This window comes from Nostoc parmelioides FACHB-3921 (assembly GCF_014696625.1).
Classification (GTDB): Bacteria; Cyanobacteriota; Cyanobacteriia; order Cyanobacteriales; family Nostocaceae; genus Trichormus; species Trichormus parmelioides.
The window spans coordinates 82,119-100,401 of record NZ_JACJQL010000008.1 but is presented as its reverse complement, the minus strand read 5'-3'; the positions used below and the strand labels follow the sequence as shown (position 1 = coordinate 100,401).

General features: G+C 41.3%; 13 protein-coding genes. 10 read left to right on the top strand and 3 right to left on the bottom strand.

Annotated features, from left to right (window positions below):
- Positions 1–39 precede the first annotated feature (39 nt).
- A complete protein-coding gene (locus tag H6G14_RS08130) occupies positions 40–975 on the top strand; it encodes a tetratricopeptide repeat protein (protein ID WP_190566668.1) in 936 nt (311 codons plus the stop codon).
- Positions 976–1,039: 64 nt separating this feature from the next.
- Positions 1,040–1,600 carry a phosphate-starvation-inducible PsiE family protein gene (locus tag H6G14_RS08125; RefSeq protein WP_190566666.1) on the top strand — a complete coding sequence of 187 codons (561 nt, stop codon included), beginning with the start codon at positions 1,040–1,042 and terminating at the stop codon, positions 1,598–1,600.
- 152 nt (positions 1,601–1,752) lie between these two features.
- Here the strand turns inward: H6G14_RS08125 and hemB are convergent, their stop codons facing one another.
- Positions 1,753–2,730, bottom strand: a complete 978-nt coding sequence (gene hemB, locus H6G14_RS08120; protein WP_011320024.1) for a porphobilinogen synthase — start codon at positions 2,728–2,730, stop codon at positions 1,753–1,755.
- 777 nt (positions 2,731–3,507) lie between these two features.
- On the opposite strand from hemB, the gene prfC reads away from it, so the two are divergent.
- The 6 genes from prfC (at position 3,508) to H6G14_RS08090 (ending at position 14,904) form a co-directional block, all read left to right on the top strand.
- The gene (prfC, locus tag H6G14_RS08115) at positions 3,508–5,130 is read left to right on the top strand and encodes a peptide chain release factor 3 (protein ID WP_190566664.1); all 1,623 of its coding nucleotides are present in this window, start codon (positions 3,508–3,510) and stop codon (positions 5,128–5,130) included.
- A gap of 265 nt (positions 5,131–5,395) precedes the next feature.
- Entirely contained in the window at positions 5,396–7,570 is a 2,175-nt protein-coding gene (locus H6G14_RS08110) for a zinc metalloprotease HtpX (protein WP_190566662.1), read from the top strand.
- 654 nt (positions 7,571–8,224) lie between these two features.
- Positions 8,225–8,725, top strand: coding sequence for an RNA recognition motif domain-containing protein (locus H6G14_RS08105; RefSeq protein ID WP_190566660.1), 501 nt, complete (start codon positions 8,225–8,227; stop codon positions 8,723–8,725).
- Positions 8,726–10,561: 1,836 nt separating this feature from the next.
- Positions 10,562–11,830, top strand: a complete 1,269-nt coding sequence (locus H6G14_RS08100) for a glycosyltransferase family 4 protein (RefSeq protein WP_190566658.1) — start codon at positions 10,562–10,564, stop codon at positions 11,828–11,830.
- Positions 11,831–12,203: 373 nt separating this feature from the next.
- Entirely contained in the window at positions 12,204–12,998 is a 795-nt protein-coding gene (locus H6G14_RS08095) for a choice-of-anchor W domain-containing protein (protein ID WP_190566656.1), read from the top strand.
- Between the two features lie 166 nt (positions 12,999–13,164).
- Positions 13,165–14,904 carry an Rqc2 family fibronectin-binding protein gene (locus H6G14_RS08090; RefSeq protein ID WP_190566654.1) on the top strand — a complete coding sequence of 580 codons (1,740 nt, stop codon included), beginning with the start codon at positions 13,165–13,167 and terminating at the stop codon, positions 14,902–14,904.
- Between the two features lie 305 nt (positions 14,905–15,209).
- On the opposite strand, the gene H6G14_RS08085 is transcribed toward H6G14_RS08090, so the two are convergent.
- Positions 15,210–15,740, bottom strand: a complete 531-nt coding sequence (locus tag H6G14_RS08085; RefSeq protein WP_044522166.1) for a DUF4330 domain-containing protein — start codon at positions 15,738–15,740, stop codon at positions 15,210–15,212.
- A gap of 267 nt (positions 15,741–16,007) precedes the next feature.
- Between H6G14_RS08085 and H6G14_RS08080 the strand changes: the two genes are divergently transcribed.
- A complete protein-coding gene (locus tag H6G14_RS08080; RefSeq protein ID WP_190566652.1) occupies positions 16,008–16,865 on the top strand; it encodes a M48 family metallopeptidase in 858 nt (285 codons plus the stop codon).
- A 115-nt stretch (positions 16,866–16,980) separates the two neighbouring features.
- Here H6G14_RS08080 and H6G14_RS08075 read toward each other — a convergent pair whose 3' ends face one another.
- Complete coding sequence (locus H6G14_RS08075) at positions 16,981–17,736, bottom strand: metallophosphoesterase family protein (protein WP_190566650.1); 756 nt, start codon at positions 17,734–17,736, stop codon at positions 16,981–16,983.
- A gap of 219 nt (positions 17,737–17,955) precedes the next feature.
- Here H6G14_RS08075 and H6G14_RS08070 point away from each other — a divergent pair, with 219 nt between their 5' ends.
- Entirely contained in the window at positions 17,956–18,240 is a 285-nt protein-coding gene (locus H6G14_RS08070) for a DUF2470 domain-containing protein (RefSeq protein ID WP_190566648.1), read from the top strand.
- Positions 18,241–18,283 lie beyond the last annotated feature (43 nt).

The following is an 18,283-nucleotide window of genomic DNA, read 5'->3' as shown; positions in this document are numbered from 1 at the left end:
AAGTAAAGATAACGAAAATTGTTGTGAGTTAGTCCATCAATGAGATTACCATTCTACAAATATCCCTTAACGGCGTTGCTGAGTTTGATATTATTAGGTGAATGCTTCACACCAGCCAACGCAACTATCCCCGTCATCCCAAGACTATTAGCACAATATAGTCTTCCTACAGCCCCAACCTTGTTAAATCAGGGGTTACAAGCAATCCAAGCTGGGAGAATCCAAGATGCGATCGCTGCTTTTCAATCAGCCATTCAGTTAGATCCTAACCTAGCCGCAGCCCACTACAATCTCGGTTTAGCCCTGCGACAAACCGGACAATTACAACCAGCCGCCGACGCATTTTATCGCGCTACCCAAAGTGACCCCAATTTTGCTTTAGCCTTTGCTAATTTAGGCGGGTCATTATTAGAAGGTAATAATTTACAACAAGCAAATGATTATTTGCAACGTGCGTTGGAATTAGAACCGAGGCTGGGTTTTGCCCATTATAACTTGGGGTTAGTGAGGCAGCAGCAACAAAATTGGGAAGGAGCGATCGCCTCATTTCAAAAAGCAGTAGAATTGAGTAAAAATGCACCTGAGCCTCATTATTATCTAGGACTTTGTTATTTACAATTAGGTAAATTGAATGAAGCTAAAAATGCTTTTAATCAAGCTATAAAAATCAATCCACGATATTCCGAAGCTCATTATAATTTGGGCGTTATCTTATTTAATCAAGGTAACTCCCAAGAAGCATTAATAGCCTTTAGAAATTCCGCCGAAGCTAATCCTAATTATCCCAATGCTTATTATGGTGCAGGATTAGTTTTTACCCAATTAAATCAATATAGTGAAGCAGCAAAAGTATTTAACCACGCCAGAAATTTATATAACACCCAAGGTAATCCTCAATGGGCTAAAAATTCTGAACAATTGTTACAACAAGTACAAAATTTAAATTCCGTACCACGCGGAGGTAATAATAATTAACCTACGCTAAAAATAAAATATGGGGTGAACTAACTAACGTCGTCGCAAATTAACCCCTCTTGACATGAACAATAAAATGCAAAAGCGTACCAAGAGTAGATTTCTATTTTGCGATCGCTGGTTAGATCGCCATGCTATTGTTCGTAGTATGGAAGCCTTTCAAGACTTATTAGTTATAATCTTGTGTTTAGCTTTATTTGCCGTAATGTTAATCCAATTATGGGGAATATTCGTCGCCATCACACAATCACTAGACTATAAATACATCACAGCGAAAATACTCTTTATCTTAATTCTGGTAGAATTGTTCAGACTATTAATGGTCTACTTGCAAGAACACAGCATTGCTGTCGGTGTCGCGGTAGAAGTAGCAATTGTATCTGTTCTGCGAGAAGTAGTTGTTCATGGCGCACTAGAAATTTCTGCAATTCAAACAGGTGCAATTTGTGGTTTATTATTTATTCTTGGTGCATTACTAATAGTTTGTGCCAAAACACCGCACATGGATTGTATGAGTGCAAATACAAAAATGTGTCCAATTTTTTATCAAGGACGCAGAGAACAAGAAACAGATTTCGAGTTTCAGTACTCACGCGGTTGTGACAAAAATCAACCTTTGGGGTAATTGGTGATTGATAATTGGTAATCAAAAAATCTCACGCCTAGACACAAAAACCCAGATAAAAACTCTGCGCCTCCGTGCCACCCTGCGGGTACTCCTGCGGAGAACTCGTAGAGTAGCCGCAAAGCGTCTACTGCGTGAGATAGCCTACCCTACTACAACCAACGCGCCGCATCTTTGGCGTGATAGGTTAAAATTAAGTCAGCACCAGCACGCTTAAACCCAGTTAGAGTTTCCATCACCACACGCTGTTCATCAATCCAACCATTCAGCGCCGCAGCTTTCACCATCGAATACTCACCAGACACATTGTAAGCAGCCACAGGTAAATTACTGGCTTCCTTCACCCGCCAAATAATGTCCATGTAAGCCAAAGCAGGCTTCACCATCAACATATCAGCGCCTTCAGCGATATCTAGTTCAATTTCTTTGATGGCTTCGCGGGAGTTACCAGGATCCATTTGGTAAGTTCTGCGATCGCCAAATTGTGGTGTAGAATCGGCTGCATCCCTAAATGGGCCATAATAAGCCGAAGCATACTTAGCAGCATAGGATAAAATCGGCGTGTCTTGAAATCCAGCCTCATCTAAACCAGCGCGAATTGCCTGTACAAAGCCATCCATCATTCCAGAAGGGGCGATAATATCCGCACCGGCTTTCGCTTGAGACACGGCTGTCTTTTTCAACAATTCTAAAGTGGGGTCATTCAATACTCTTCCCGTCAAATCACCCACTTGCAAATAACCGCAATGTCCGTGACTGGTGTACTCACATAAACAAGTATCAGCAATCACAATTAAATCAGGTACTGCCGATTTCACCGCAGTCGCCGCCTTCTGGACAATACCGCAATCATGCCAAGCACCTGTGGCATCTGTATCTTTATCTGCGGGAATCCCAAACAAAATAATTGCCGGAATACCTAAATCGTAAACTTCTTTAGCCTCTTCGACAATTTTATCTACCGACAGTTGGTAGACACCAGGCATAGATTTTACTTCATTGGCAATTCCTTCTCCTGGTACGGCAAACAACGGGTAAATCAAATCATTGGTAGTCAATACAGTCTCACGTACCATGCGGCGTAATTGGGGATGGGTACGCAAACGACGAGGGCGGTGTGTTGGAAACATAAACTTTTGTAAAGAATAACAATGGTATGGACACAAAACAAAGCGTCACAAAAGTCTGACGAAACTCCGTTGTTGTCGGACAGACTACAAACAGTGCTTAACTGTCCTTTGCCCTACTCTGCTTCAAGTTGTGGGGCAATTTTGTATTTTACCGTCTTGTTGCGTGTTAGTTGTCAGTTGTCAGTGTTGTGGATGGGAATTTTTCCACTTGGTAGGCATCTGTATTACATCTCGAATATCGAGAAGTTTTTAAATTTTATTTGTTAATAATCAGACAATTGAGATTTGACGAAATTAGCGATCGCCTATTTTTAAATTCTCAATTTTTCGGATACATTTATGATAATTTTTATTAAAAAATTTGTATGCCCACAAGAAACGAAGGAAGCAGACAGCCACCTTTGAGGGCAAAAATCACCTAAAAATCCAGCACAGGTAAACTGTAATTATCATTCCATAAAACTACGGGTTAATGAGCAGCCGATTTGCTGATTTAGCTTTTTTTTAAACACCATTAAAGCTTTTTGATTTCTCTGAGGACTTATACCAATTTTCTATGAAGTTCACCAAATAAATGTTTAAAACCCCTACACCCAGTCTCAAAAAACAACCTGCTTGGGTAAGCCCTATCAGCTATTCTGCTTTTAATTTTAAATTTGGAGCGTAAAGCCTACGGCATAGCTTCGCTTAACGCGTAGCGTTGTTTTAAGATGAAAAGACTCGCTAAAGTAGAAAAAAATTAAGTTAAGTTACACAACGAGGAAGTTAATACAATTTATGTCTACTGAAATACAGACGGAACTCCACCAAGCTGTTGAGCTTCGCCGCAATTTTGCTATTATCTCTCACCCTGACGCTGGTAAAACTACCCTGACTGAAAAACTGCTCCTATACGGAGGTGCGATTCACGAAGCTGGCGCAGTCAAAGCCCGCCGCGCCCAACGTAAGGCAACTTCAGACTGGATGGCAATGGAACAACAACGGGGTATTTCCATTACATCTACAGTATTACAGTTTGAGTACCAAAATTGCCAGATTAATTTACTCGACACACCAGGACACCAAGATTTTAGTGAAGATACTTATCGCACCTTGGCGGCGGCTGATAATGCGGTGATGTTAATTGACGTGGCAAAAGGTTTGGAACCCCAAACGCGCAAGTTATTTGAAGTGTGTAAATTACGGGGTTTACCTATCTTCACATTTATTAACAAACTTGACCGTCCAGGTAGGGAACCACTGGAGTTATTAGACGAGATTGAGCAAGAATTGGGTTTACAAACCTATGCTGTTAACTGGCCGATTGGGATGGGCGATCGCTTCAAGGGTGTTTTCGACCGCCACAAGCAAGAAATTCATTTATTTGAACGTAGCGCCCACGGTAGCAAGGAAGCCCGTGATACAACTGTAGAGCTAGGTGACCCCAGAATTGAAGAGTTATTAGAACAAGATTTATACTACCAACTGAAAAACGATCTAGAACTTTTAGAAGGTGTCGGCCCGGAATTAGATTTAGATTTGGTGCATCAAGGCAAGATGACACCAGTTTTCTTTGGTAGTGCCATGACAAACTTTGGGGTTGAGTTATTCCTCAAGTACTTCCTAGACTATGCCCTAAAACCAGGTGTCCACATCAGCAGCGTTGGTGAAGTACCTCCCACATACCCAGAGTTTTCGGGTTTTGTCTTTAAATTACAAGCCAATATGGATCCCAAACACCGAGATCGGGTTGCTTTTATCCGGGTCTGCACTGGTAAGTTTGAAAAAGATATGACAGTTAATCATGCTCGAACTGGCAAAATTGTGCGCCTATCGCGGCCACAAAAACTGTTTGCCCAAGAACGGGAATCGATTGATGTAGCTTATCCAGGTGATGTGATCGGTTTGAATAATCCAGGTGTTTTTGCGATCGGGGATACAATTTACACGGGGCAAAAGCTGGAATATGAAGGGATTCCGTATTTTTCACCAGAACTATTTGCGACTCTTCGCAACCCCAACCCCTCGAAATTTAAGCAATTTCAGAAAGGCATCTCCGAATTGCGTGAAGAGGGCGCAGTGCAAATTATGTACTCAGTTGATGAAGCCAAGCGCGACCCAATTATGGCAGCTGTGGGTCAGTTGCAATTCGAGGTGGTGCAGTTTCGCTTACAAAACGAGTATGGTGTAGAAACCATTCTGGAACTACTACCCTACAGCGTCGCCCGTTGGGTCGAAGGTGGTTGGGAAGCTTTGAACAAGGTGGGACGTATTTTCAACACCACCACAGTCAAAGACAGCATGAACCGCCCAGTTTTACTGTTCCGCAACGAGTGGAACTGTCAACAGTTACAGGGAGATCATCCAGAGTTAAAACTCAGCGCGATCGCTCCAGTTTTTTCTAGCCAAACAACGGAGTAATTCAAAATTCAAAATTCAAAATTCAAAATTAAGAAATCCATTCATAGCTACTGGACTGTATTAATGACGAATGACGAATTAGAAATTGCTAGGCTGGAAATTACTGGCATTTAAAATCAGTTCAACCAAATTTATTATTCAAAGATAAACTCAGAAGACCATGTCAGGTTTGGGTTTGTTCATTTTGAATTTTGAATTTTGAATTGATACCGCGCTGTTGCATCACCGTAGATCAATTAGCAGAGATGGGAGTGCCAGAATTTCTATGCCTTCACATACTGAATCGGCTTTGGAGGCTGGTTTAGCGGCCCTCAAGCAGGGAAATTATCAAGCAGCGATCGCTCAACTAGAACCTATCGCCACCCAGGGGAATGGAACGGCTAGCCTGCAAGCTAGAGTGGGTTTAGTCATGGCCTATGCACGCAGTGGCGAACTCAAAAAAGCGATCGCCCTGTGTCAAACTCTAACTGAAAGCCAAAATACCCAGGTGAAAGAATGGGCTAATGTTGCCCTGACACACCTCACAAAAAAACGTAAAAAGCCGCAAAATTCTCATCATCCAGCCGCAGATACATCTCCAGCCGCAACTACCAAGCCTCGCTACTCATCATCTGTGCCATCTGTAGGCTTGCAAAATAGATATGTAGGTAACAACGGCTTATTAAACTCTCCAGGCTATACCCAACCCAAAGAATTTGGGATTTATTGGCGACAAGCAAAACGCGCCAAAGTCTGGCAACCTTTAAAAAAGCCCAGTTTAATACCTTTGCGGCTGCTGTCAGTAGGAACATTCATCGCCCTGTTTTGGGTGCTGAAAGAAATCCTCAAGTCCGTCATGGCAGCCATTAACATCACCTTGGTGAAACTGCCTTACTTAGAACCATTGCAGCTTTTATATCGAGATCCTAGCAGATTGATATTAGCTGTTTTGTTCATAGCGATCGCTGCATCCCCTTGGTTGCTAGATTGGCTACTTGCTTATTTTTATGGACAAAAAGATTTATCTAAAGACCTATTGCCTAATTACAGTCGGGAAACCTCCCGTGTTTTACATCGCTACTGCCAACAGCGACATTGGCCGTCACCCCAACTACGGATTTTACCCATAGCTGCACCCATCGCCTTGACCTATGGTAATTTACCCAGAAACGCCAGAATTGTTGTCAGCCAAGGGTTATTGGAACAACTGGCAGATGATGAAATTGCTGCTATTTATGCCTCACAACTAGGACAGATCACTCACCAAGATTTTGTCCTGATGTCATTGCTATTGCTGGTCACTTTACCAATTTATCAATTGTATCAGCAAGTTGCTGTATGGGCAGACAAACTATCAAAAGGCCCATTTCATTGGCCGTTGACCATTACTTCTAGTTTGCTTTATGGGTTGTGGTGTGTGTTGACTGGTACGGCCTTGCTTTACTCACGACTTAGACCTTACCATAGCGATCGCCTAGCGGCAGAAGTTACAGGTAATCCCAATGGCTTGACTCGCGCCTTACTGAAAATTAGCATCGGCATTGCCAATGATGTGAAAAGGGAAGAACAAACCAGTGGTTTATTAGAAAGCTTAAACCTCCTGCTACCAGTCAGCTATCAACAAAGCATTTCTTTAGGGAGTATTGCTGGTCATCTGACCTTTGAATCTTTGTTGATGTGGGATAGTATCAACCCCTATCGTCGTTGGTTAACAGTTAATAATACCCATCCTTTAATAGGCGATCGCATCCGTAACCTCTGTCAAATAGCCCAGCATTGGCATATAGACCCAGAAGTTCATATAACTAGCCAACAATCACTCAGTGAACAGACATTACAAGTCACCCGTCCATCATTCTTACGGCAAACTGCTCCTTTTTTCGGCGTTCCTCTCGGTTTCGTCTTTGCCGGATTAATTTGGCTAGTTTGGCAAACCGCCTTTGCACTCAAGTTTTTAAATTTAAAGTGGATTTATGAAGATTTGTCTTTCGTGACAGGTTGCTTACTCATCGGCTTCAGCATTGGTACAGTCATCAGGATGAACTCCTTTTTTCCCAACATTAAACAAAGCAACATCCACACAGATCAACAACTACCCCACCTGTTAGCAAATCCCTCTAGCCTACCCATAGATAGCGTTCCCGTGCAGTTTATTGGCAAGCTATTAGGTCGCCAAGGCATGAGTAACTTTCTATCCCAAGACTTAATTCTCCAATCCAGCACAGGCTTAGTGAAATTACATCATGTTTCTTGGCTAGGACAACCAATTAATCCCCAGGATTTGGTTGGTCGGCAAATTATTGTTACAGGTTGGTTTCGCCGAGGTGCTACACCCTGGATAGACATCCAAACCATCCAAACCCAAAGTGGCAAAACTATTAATAGTCCCCACCCCATCTGGTCGATTATCTTGGCAGTCGCAGCCCAAGCCTGGGGAGCCTATATTTTCCTCGTGGGTTAGCCAAGGGGGATTAGGGAGCAATCTGTACAGACGCGATTAATCGTGTCTCTATTAGCCAATGGAAAATGAAAATGTAAATAAATATTGCTATTTATTTTAATAAATGTTACATTTTCTTAAGAAAAATAAGCAGCCAAAATTACACAACTAGCGAGCTTGGTTGTATCTGTTAGGCTCCTTGTGCCAATCTATCTGTTTTATCCTCCCAACACAGCAGCAAATCGACCAGCCACAGGCTGGTTTTTGTTTCCTTATATTTATGCTTCAGAAAAAAAAGTGCTTTATGCTTGAATGCCTCAATACTAATGCTAGAAAAGTGTATGATGAACTAGCTACGTAGAAAATACCGTGGTAATGTAAAGAGTGGTATTTAACTCTGCGGGTCAGGGCAAACAAAAAATTCTTACTGTAGTAGGCAGTAAAATAACAAATTTAAAACTTTTAGAATTAAGGTGGTAGTAGTTGAGCGTTGGTACGCTCTATGATTAAACAAGCTTGATCCCAACAAAAAACTGTATTGTATAAGTTGACAGTTTGGAGTAAAAAATTGGTTTACGGCAGTCTTGGTCAATAACACACAAAAGTCAAAGCCAAGCAATTGATTTGTTGCCTTGCCATGTTCACCATGTTCATTTAACTCTGGAGGTATAGTTCATGTCCGTGCGCCTATACATAGGCAATTTGCCAAAAGAAGAAATAGACCGTCAAGAATTGCAAGCTGTTTTTGCCGCAGAAGGCGATGCTGTGACGACTAAACTCATCAAAGACCGCAAAACGGGTAAATGCCGTGGTTTTGGGTTTTTGACAGTAAACAACGATGAACAAGCTGACCAAATTATTGAAAAGTATAATGGTCAGATGTTTAAAGAAACGCCTATCAAGTTAGAAAAAGCTTTACCACGAACAAAAGGTGATGAAGGCGAGGAGCAAGCAACTCCTAAACCAGCAACTACCTCTAGTGGTCATGCAGCTCCTAACACCAACAAAGAAGGTAGTCGTCGTGACAAAGGCGCTAAGAAATCTCGACGTGGCGGTGGTAATCGGGAAAATACCACCACAACTACCACTGATTCCGACGCTATTCGTCCAGATCCCCGTTGGGCTTCTGAATTAGAAAAGCTGAAGCAGATACTAGCAGCTCAAGCCACAAATTAAGTGAGCAGACTGAGAAATTAAAAATTAAAAGTCAGATTTTTTTGATTTTTAATTTTTAATCGTTAGTAGATAACAATTAACTATGTCAATGGTTAAGTGTCGCTATTTTTGTCAGTGCATTGGGCTATGTTCCAAGTCAGGTGTTAGGGTTCCGCCCGCCGCCGGTGATTGCTACTTTTGACCAGTAAGTACTGACAGAGGTAGCGATCACCTAAATTACAGTTTAGCTGACGGCACTTGTCGAAAATAACTAAATCTTCTTCTATCTTCCAGAGTCAGAAGTGCCAAGGTGAGGGCAAGGTACGATTCTTCTACTGGAATTATGGCAGAGGGAAGGGGCAGGTTTTCACGAATCAACTGAGCTTCAGACGCACGGATAAAGGCTTAAAAACCGCTTGCTATCTGTGTCTTAGAATGATTCTATTTCCTAATCTATCTGGCAACTGCTATAGTTTTGATGTCTTACGTATATCTAACGTAGATTACAGTAAAAATTGAATAAATTTTATACCCCTTGAGTCTCAATGAACATCAGACTAGACTCAAGGGGTTTTTGTCGTTAGGGACTTCCCTAAGAATAATATAGCTGTTGACTGTTGACTGTTGACAGACTTGAAAGCCTTTTATTGTCAGAGTTTTATCTTATACCAATTTGAAAAAAGAATGTGACAGATGTACAACCCCAAACGCTTGTCGTCTCTTGATTCTTAATTTTGTAGGCTTGCCTACTCTTCTCCTTCGGAGACGCGAACGAGAACGCTACGCGAACCCGTAGGGTATTTTGAATTTTGAATTGGTATTAGCTTGATGTCCTAATCTATCTGGCTATAGTTATATAGCTGGGGGCTGGGTGAAAAGTCTTGTTGTGTCTAGGTTGTATCATCTCGTTGATGTCCTAAAACTACTGTTTATAAGATACAAGGTTGGGTGGAGGAAGAAAACCAAACATTCTCAAGACTTTGTTAGGTTACTATTCTCTTAACTCCATTCCCTTGTGGGTGAATCTTTCCGTAATAGGGACAAGATTTACCAATTACCTATTACCAAAATTGACTCTAGTCTCGTGCCAAGATTTTTCAAAAAGTGAAGTGCTTCACACCAACAAAATATAGTAGAAACACCCTGCTTTCTTTTTGCCGTTCCCTGTGTTTTTTCAGGGGCGTAATTTTTTCCTAGAAAGAATTTAGATGATTGGCAAAAGCAGAGAGATAAGCGATCTTTCCCATATTCGATATTTGTTAAATTTTCCGACAACAACTTAAACTTATCCAGAGTTTTTTTATAAAAACTGTATTGAAAATTACAAAAATCTTATTTGCTTGTTAGTAACATTGGTGACTCAACTCTTAATGACGACAGTCATGATAATTGAATGAGCAAAATTAAGTAATTACCAGGAATATTTAAGAATATAAGCGGAGTTAACAGGTAAATTTACGGAAATGAAGGAAACATTTTCAGTAAAAATACGGTTAAGTTAAAATTGACTAATGGAAAATTCGCGTATATTTGCTGAACCAATATGATCACGTATTGGTGAAATAAACCCATGAATTTGTAGCGTCCAAAAAAGTATATCTGCATATTCATCACTATCTAAATAGAAGTTCATCTATCACAGGCATTCGATATACGTATAACCACCTACACATAAAGAGATTAAATGTAGATACCGAGCAAAAAAGTATAATTCTCGTAGTATGTGTATAACAATCTTTGACATATTAAATTAAAATAAAGATTACTCAACGTTCCTACATAATTCCCGCATATAGTGGTGTCAGCACACAAAAAGCTGACCGCGACTTTACTTAAAATCAGCAACACACACAAACTATGAACTCTAACACTGAAAAACGCATAGCTTTAATTTCAGTTCACGGAGATCCAGCAATCGAAATTGGCAAAGAAGAAGCTGGAGGGCAAAATGTTTACGTGCGCGAAGTGGGTAAAGCATTGGCCCAATTGGGATGGCAAGTGGATATGTTTAGCCGCAGAGTGAGTCCTGAACAAGAGTTAATTGTTCACCATAGCCCACTTTGTCGGACAATTCGGTTAACAGCAGGGCCAGAAGAATTTGTACCAAGAGATAATGGCTTTAAATATCTACCAGAATTTGTACAACAACTGCTTCGATTCCAAAAAGAAAACAATGTCAATTATCCATTAGTGCATACAAACTACTGGCTTTCTAGTTGGGTAGGAATGCAGTTAAAACAAATCCAAGGAAGCAAACAAGTTCATACTTATCATTCTTTAGGAGCAGTCAAGTACAAATCTATAGATACGATTCCTTTGGTTGCTACTAAACGTTTATCAGTAGAAAAACAAGTATTAGAAACAGCAGAAAGAATCGTTGCTACCAGTCCTCAAGAACAGCAACATATGCGATCGCTAGTTTCTACTAAAGGTTACATCGATATCGTTCCCTGTGGTACAGATATTCACCGCTTTGGTTCAATTGCTAGACAAGCCGCAAGAGCTGAATTAGGAATTGATCAAGAAGCAAAAGTTGTCTTGTATGTAGGACGTTTTGATCAACGTAAAGGCATAGAAACCTTAGTACGTGCCATGAATGAGTCTCAATTGCGTGACACGAATAAACTCAAACTAATTATCGGTGGTGGTAGTACTCCTGGGAATAGCGATGGTAGAGAGCGCGATCGCATTGAAAGCATTGTGCAAGAATTGGGTATGACGGAAATGACTAGTTTCCCAGGCCGCCTCAGCCAGGATGTCCTTCCTGCTTACTATGCTGCGGCTGATGTTTGCGTTGTTCCCAGCCATTATGAACCTTTTGGATTGGTGGCAATTGAAGCAATGGCAAGTGGTACACCTGTAGTAGCCAGCGATGTTGGTGGACTTCAGTTTACGGTAGTTTCCGAGAAAACCGGTTTATTAGTGCCACCAAAAGATATTGCTGCCTTCAACGTTGCGATTGATAGAATTTTGATGAATCCACAATGGCGGGATGAGTTAGGTGTTGCTGCGAGGAAACACGTTACCCACAAATTTGGTTGGGATGGAGTAGCCACCCAACTGGATGGAATATACACTCAATTATTGACACAGCAGGTCAAAGAACCAGCATTGTTAACTAAATAGGGCTTCTTAGCCTATTCTTTCATTGATTAATGGAGAATTAGTTAGGACTTACGCACCGAGATTTTCTGTTGAGACCGGGTGTAAGGGTTTCAAACATTTATACCCATATACCCTTCTCCAAACCCTTGATATTTCGTTTTCATGCGTAAGTTCTATTAGTAATAATCAAATACTAAGAAATTAGGGTTAGGGTTCAACATTATACCTCTTCCCTAAATTTTTTTGTCTTTATTCATCATAATTAAAATATCCCTACATCAAAAAATTATTGTTAAGCCATAACGATAATGGTATTTTCTTACAAGGGTTTACTTACGTAAATACCGTATTAGTAGCAATGCAATATTATATTTTTTGTAGTCAAGGGAACAAAATGATACCACCTGACAATTTTCTCAGCAAGAGTAAAACTCTGGCATTATTAGGATTAATCACCTTGGGGCTATCTCTAGCGCCTCAATCAGCACAAGCTGTATCACTCATTCCTTTAACTTCTCAAGATGCTACCCCTGGTTTTGATGATACAGATTTTAATTTGTTGTTGGACAACGGTGACTTTAAAGAACTGTTTGTGGCGGAGGGACGAATTGGCAATAATGCTACCAACGGCACTCAGGAATTAAGTATTAACAGAGATGTGAGAGCGCCCATAGGCGCTGGACAACCAGTTGCTCAAGGACAACTAATTTGGGGAAACGATACATTATGGGATTTTACCTTAGCTTATACAGGTTCTAAGGTAGACTTTTCCGTTAGCCGTGCGGGTGGTCCATCAGTTCTACTCTCGTCCACTGAGTTCAATAAGCCTGTAAATCAAATATATTTCCGTACTGCTGCCCAAGGTGGTAATAACAATTTTGTAGGACTATCTGACTTGTCTCTCAACGGAAATTCCATATCCAGCATATCCTCTCTTGGCACACCAGGTAATAGAGATGTGGACTATTTAGCTGTTGGGGACATAGATACGCCATTCACACTCACCGGGAAAACAAGATTTGCTTGGGGTGGTACACGGCCAAACAATTCTAACCTCGCCTTTCAAATTAAAGTGGGAACCGGTCGCAGAAGAGTACCAGAACCAGGTGTTTTAGGCGCTATCTTGACAACAACGATCGCTGGATCATTTCTCGGTTACAAAAAGAAAGTAGCTAGTCAACAAGCTTAAGACGAATAGCAAACTTTAATTAAAACTCAAGAATATTCTCCAGCCGACAGCCTGAACTTACCAAAGTTCAGAATAGCTAACGGCTTTTTTAATTTATATAACTGAGAATGAGGGAAGAGAGAAGTATACTAACCATTGTCTTGTAAATGCCAGTGACTAATTTGTTATGCAACCAGTAGACTTTACCACCCTTACAGCTACTTGTAGCGAACTCCGCGCTCACTGGCTACCATCCCGCCTAGAGCAAGTTTATCAGCGCGATCGCTACACTATTGCTATAGCATTACGTACCCTCGACAAAAGAGGTTGGCTACAAATTTCTTGGCATCCTCAAGCAACTCATATTTGTATTGGTGATCCACCTCCACGCACACCAGATACCTTTACTTTCAGCCAACAACTAGTCCACCAGTTGGGGGGATTAGCCTTAGTCGCAATTGAAGCGATCGCCCCTTGGGAGCGTGTAATTGATTTACAATTTGCCCGTCGCCCTGGAGATGATGCACTGTATCACATCTACGGGGAAATCATGGGTAAATACAGTAATGTGATTCTCACCGATGCCAACAATCTAATTATTACTGCTGCCCATCAAGTGAGTCAGCAACAATCAAGCGTGCGCCCTATCCAAACTGGACAACCTTATGAGACACCGCCCAAACTCACTGGGACTATCCCCAGTTTGCAGGAAACTCAAGCGCGGTGGCAAGAAAGAGTAAGTTTAGTTCCAGGAGCGATTAAACGTCAGTTGCTCAAAAGTTATAGCGGCTTGAGTGCTGTGTTGGTAGAATCCATGTTATTGGTAGCCAACATTGCCCCAGAAACTTCTACTGATTCCCTAACTTTTGAAGACTGGGAAAGATTATTTGCACGCTGGCAAGAATGGTTACACACCTTAGATAGTGGTAAATTTCAACCAGCTTGGATGGCAAACGGATATACAGTTATGGGTTGGGGTGCTGTTGCGCCAGTCAAAGATATCCAAACATTAATCAACGAATACTATACTAAGCAGCTAAATCAACAATTATTTGCTCAATTACGCCATCAACTAAATCAAAAATTAAGTAATATTTTAGGCAAATTACGTAATAAAGCCCAAACCTTTAGCGATCGCCTACAGCAATCAGATCGTGCCGATGAATATCGCCAAAAAGCTGATTTATTAATGGCACACCTACAAAATTGGGAACCAGGCATGAAAGAAATTAGCATCCCTGATTTTGAGACAGGTGAGCCTGTGGCGATCGCTCTTTTGCCTGATAAAAATGCTGTGCAGAACGCCCAAAATCTCTACAAACAACACCAAAAACTCAAACGCGCCCGCATAGCTGTCGAACCACTACTGCAAGAAGTACAAGCAGAAATCGATTATTTAGAACAAGTAGAAGCTGCTATTGCCCAAATAGATAACTACCGAACAGCAGAAGATTTGCAAGCTTTAGAAGAAATCCGCGACGAATTAATTGGACAGAAATATTTAGAAGAGTTGGAGTATCGTAGCCGCAATAACAACGAAACTGCTAGCACTAACTTTCACAACTATCGTACCCCTAATGGCTTCACAGTCTTAATCGGGCGCAACAATCGCCAAAATGACCAATTAACATTTCGAGTAGCCGGAGATTATGACTTATGGTTCCATGCCCAAGAAATCCCCGGAAGCCATGTACTATTGCGTTTAGAACCGGGTGCAATACCAGAAGTATCAGACTTACAATATGTAGCTGATTTAACAGCTTACTACAGTCGCGGTCGTCAGAGTGACCAAGTACCAGTCGTTTACACCCAACCCAAACACGTTTATAAACCCAAAGGAGCTAAACCAGGAATTGCTATTTACAAACAGGAACGCATCCTTTGGGGAAAACCGCAATTAGTAGATATAGAGAAGCTAGGAAGCTGAGAGACAGGAGAAGAAGCAGGGGAAGCAGGGGAGGCAGGGGGAGAAATTACTCCAAGATTTTCGCCCAATCCCCAGTCCAAGGCAAAAGTCAAAAGGCAAAAGGCAAAAGTCAAAAGAAAAAATCGGCGTTGCATAAATGCGGGATGAATTGAGACTTTTGTACAAAGCAGAATATTGATTCTTTGCGTCTTTGCGCCTTTGCGTGTTAGCGAAGCGGGGCGTAAGCCCGACAAAAATCATCCCACTAATCAGCAACGCCAAAAAATCTTTTACCTTTTTACTTTTTACTTTTTTGTCCCCAGTCCCTAACTTTGTAATCTGACATCAATGACAGTTGCATTGAAATTGTAGTTGAAGCCTTCCAACTCAAAGGGCATACCAATTTTTACTTTACTGTTACCTAAAACAGGGCCGTCCTTAGTAACTTGTGCTTTACCGTTTAAGGTTAACAGCATATCTGTACTAAAATTATTAGCCTTGGGATCTGGTAATTCTTTGACAGAACCATCTGGTTGAGTAGCGACTACGGTTCTTGGTAACTGTTCCACAGACTTAATTTCAATCTCACCATAAGGTTGATTGCGGATAATAACCTTAGTTTTACCACCTGTTTTTAACCCATTGCCAGCTAACTGTTGTGGATCGCGCACATTTAAACCGCGAACAACCAAATCCACTTCTATGGGTACTGTTTTCGCCCCGACTTGGGCAACACTGCCAGAAGTGCCTGGAAATACAAAGATACCAAATATAACCATTACAATAACAAGCAAAGCCCCTAAATCAAGAATGTTGACCTTGCCAAACAAGCGACCTTTGGAATCTAAAATAGCCATAAAAATTTTTCCGAATCAATGTGAGGTAATTGATTTTAACAACAAGTTTTATCAGTGGCACCGCAACTCTTCTACAAATGACAGTTGCAGTTACGCGACAGTTTATCATGAGTTGAGAAATTGGGATTGGGGAAAAAGGTTGACAGTTGACAGTTGACAGTTAACCGTTAACTAATGACTAATGACTGAGTTAAAAATGCAACTTACAAAAGGATAGATACGTCCTCTTATTTGGTGTGGTTCCAAAATTATCTTCTAGCCAAATTTATGATGAACAGGAAAGGCTTAATGGCAAATTACCGTGTGTGGTGGCGGCGCTGGTTTTATCCATTAATTTCGGTGGTAGTCGCTGTGAGTCTATGTTTGGGTACACCTTTGGTTGGAAGGGCTATAGACTTACGACCCCTTTTATTACAAGGCGTGCAAATACTTCAGCTATCTAATATATCCGATCGCCAAGAAGTTGATCTGGGCAATCAGATGAATCAGCAATTACGTAGTGGCGAAGTGAGAATTTCTCGGAATGCGGAAATTACTCGCTACGTAGACCAAATTGGACAGCGCTTAGTGGCAAATAGCGATCGCCCCAATCTTCCTTTTACCTTCCAAGTGGTGGAAAATGATGCTGTTAACGCCTTTGCCACTTTAGGCGGCTTTGTTTATATCCACACGGGTTTACTGAAAACCGCAGACAATGAAGCGGAATTAGCCAGTGTGATAGCTCATGAAATTGGTCACATTGGCGGTAGACATTTAGTAAAACAAATGCGACAACGAGCGCTGGCTAGTGGTTTAGCTTCAGCTACAGGTTTAGACCGCAATACAGCTGTAGGACTTGGTGTGGAACTAGCGCTAAACCGTCCCCGCAGCCGTCAAGATGAGTTTGATGCTGACACCAGAGGGTTAAGAACTTTAACAAGAGCGGGTTATGCACCATCGGCGATGGTTTCCTTTATGCAGAAACTCACGAAAGGTGGTGGTTCTGTGCCGGCATTTTTGAGTACTCACCCAGCAACAGGCGATCGCATCACTTCTCTCAGACGTGCTATTAATTCCCAAGGCAGTAGTGGGCGTGATGGCTTAGATAATGCAGCCTATCGCGCTAGAATTCGGTCAATCCTTTAAAAAGTGCTGAGTGCTGATCTAATGGGGCATTTACCCAGTGTACTCTTCTTACTCAGCACTCAGCACTGAGTGAAACTTGTTTTATCTTGAATTTTGAATTTTGAATTTTGAATTGTTAAGCTCGCTGTTTGCTACTGCGAACCGCTATTTTCTTGGGATCAACAGTAATTACTCCTTCCTCTAAGGGTAAGGTGCGTAAGCAGTTAGTAAAAATATTAATTTGGTAAATTAAATTATTTGTGATGTCTAATCCTGTTAACCAACCACTACGGGGATGGTATGCACCGGTATCTATATCAAGCCAACCCTGTCCTTGAGCTAATTCACCGGGATTTACACCAGGAAAAGTAAATGTAATAGTGTGACCTATAATTACTAGTTTATCAGGAAAGTATGGCTGGGGAATACTATGAAAATCTTCCCTAATCCAGCAAAACTGTTCTGCTGTTTGTTCCGATAAGGGTAGGTTAGGGTCAAGACCAGCATGAGTTAACCAAACGTCACCCAAGTCAATATATGTGGGTAAACTCCTTAGCCATTCTAAATGTTCTTTAGGAATGCTTTGATCTGGATAACTGGCGATCGTTGCATGACCTCCACTATGTAGCCATGCTTGCGTTGTGGCGACAGAAATATCACCACTAAGGATGTTTAATAACATCTGTTCGTGGTTTCCCAACAGACAAAAATAATTATTGTCTCTGACTAAATCTATTACGTATGAGCTGTGGGGGCCACGATCAATTAAGTCTCCCAAAAAATAAACTTGGTCATCACTACCGGGAGCGATCGCTTCTAATAAAGTGATCAATCCCTCGTAGTGTCCATGTACATCCCCAATAACTATTCTACGTTGACTAGTTTGGCTCATCGGTTCTTAACTGGAATAACTCAGCTGAATAATTTTGCTACAGTTTAGGCGGTTAGGATTCCGCAACAATAGGTAAAAACTACTTGAAGAATTTAAAGTTATTGTAGATGTTTCTGACAAAATCAGCCCTGGCGACAAAGGTCAAACTCCACTGCTGCAAATCTGCGCTCGGTTAGCCTAAAATTTATAAAGTCATTTTATTGATTCCTCATCTTAACAATGTCTGAACAGTTTTCTGCGGAAATTAGCTCACGCATCTGCAATCACATGAATGAAGACCATGCAAATGCAGTAGTCCTCTATGCTCAGGTTTTTGGCGGAGTTACCCAGGCCGCATCCGCCCAAATGCTGGCAATTGATGCTCAAGGTATGGATTTAACCGCACAAGTAAATGGCGAATCCGTCCCCGTGCGTATCCACTTCGATCATGTTTTAGCCGATGCAGAAGATGCCCATCACACATTGATTGCAATGGTTAAACAAGCTAGAGTCAATAGTCAATAGTCAATAGTCAACAGTCAACAGTCAACAGTCAACAGTTTTCTCC